Genomic DNA, 1584 nt, shown 5'->3' on the forward strand with positions numbered 1-1584 from the left:
GCCTCGCCTACGAACAGTGCCAAAATTAATGGCGTCATCAACCGTGCAAGCTTACCGCGTGAGACGCCACTGGCATTGATAACCGCCATCTCTTGATCGACATACAAGCGGCCAAACACTAGCATTAAGGCAATAAAAAATGCCAAGGGCAGGATCAGCTCTAAAAAGTAAGGTAAATTGTACCCGATAATAGTAAACAACAAGCTGACATCAAGCCCGCCTTCAGCAGCGATACCAAAGTAACGTATGAGACGGCCGCCAAGCATCATCACCATCAAAAACCCCAGCACTAAAGCAGTCGTAGAGGCAACTTGACGGGTCATGTAGCGGCGTAGTATCACAATAGGTACTCTTGGAAAGATAGTTTAAGACGCTCGCGTAAACGCTATAAATCTATTAGGCGTCGATAAGGGGCGTGGGCTATAGGGCTAACCGCTAATGCTAGCATGTTTTGAGCGAAAATAGCGCTCAAATGTGTTCGCAAACATTACCTAAGCCTTGCTAAATGCTTCTGCTGGCTCTAATAAACTAAGCCTAAAACAGGTGTAGCACTTTGCCTAACTCCTTAAAGTTCTTGAATTATGGTATTTAGAAAGGTTTGTGTGTGGTTGGTATCGTATAGTGACCATGATAGGTATTAGTTGATAGACTCTAAGCATCGAACCTCCCTTTTTATCAAACACCTAAAACCATATAAAGGATACTATTATGTCTACCCCCAAAACCTTACTACAACTCGCTGGCGGTGAATTTGACGCTATTGATTGGTCAAACTGCGCTATCGTTTTTATCGATTATCAAAACGAATATGTCGATGGCGCGATGCCATTAGGTGACGCTGGCGCTAAGGCCATTGCCAATGCACGCTTATTATTGAATCACGCCCGCGAGAATAATCTCTCTGTGTTTCATATTGCTCATCATGGCGAAGATAATGGCAAAGTGTTTGATCCGTTATCAAGTAAAGTCGATATCGTCAACGACTTACAACCCAAAGAGGGCGAAACCCACATCACCAAAAAGCATCCCAATGCCTTTTATGATACCGAGCTACAAGCGCTCATAAAGGATGCAGGTAAACAACAAATATTGTTCGCAGGCTTTATGAGTCATATGTGCGTGAGCTCCAGTGTCAGAGCGGCTTTTGATTTGGGCTTTGATAACTTTGTCTGCCATGACGCCAGTGCCACGCGCGACTTGCCAAATGCTAAAGGCGAGATGATAAGCGCTCAAGTGATGCACGACACGGCGATGGCGGCACTGCAAGATCGATTTGCCGCTTTGGTCTCAACTGACGACTTATTAAACCGTTAGTGCTGTTTGATGCTCAAGATTATAATAGGTTAGCAAATGACAACAACATTCGCTAACCTTTGCTCACAGCGCATCTAGGTAGCAGTGTGCTACACTAGCTATCGGTTAAAACGCTAAAAACAATAATTTATAGCGGTGTTTTAGAACCCAAATCTTACTCTAAAAAGGATAACTATTGATGAATATTACCTTAACTCAGCACCTTCCCAAGACGCATACCCAAAAAATACTAAAAAAAGAAGCCAAAGATAAAGACGCGGCTTGCTTAGT

At 43.6% G+C, this 1584-nt stretch carries 2 protein-coding genes; one reads left to right on the plus strand and one right to left on the minus strand.

Features of this window, described 5'->3' with window-relative positions; genetic code table 11:
• Window positions 1–323: LptF/LptG family permease (locus tag ACTXGO_RS13490; RefSeq protein WP_443574882.1), on the minus strand; the 323-nt coding region annotated here is incomplete at its 3' end.
• A 385-nt stretch (window positions 324–708) separates the two neighbouring features.
• On the opposite strand from ACTXGO_RS13490, the gene ACTXGO_RS13495 reads away from it, so the two are divergent.
• Window positions 709–1314: a cysteine hydrolase family protein gene (locus ACTXGO_RS13495; protein WP_443574883.1), complete on the plus strand. Its 606-nt coding sequence runs from the start codon at window positions 709–711 to the stop codon at window positions 1312–1314.
• The last annotated feature ends 270 nt before the right edge of the window (window positions 1315–1584 follow it).

This window comes from Psychrobacter sp. T6-1, from assembly GCF_052258445.1.

Excerpts from the sequence above, each read along its gene's own strand:
- ACTXGO_RS13495 (WP_443574883.1), top strand. The coding sequence starts at position 709 with ATGTCTACCCCCAAAACCTTACTACAACTCGCTGGCGGTGAATTTGAC.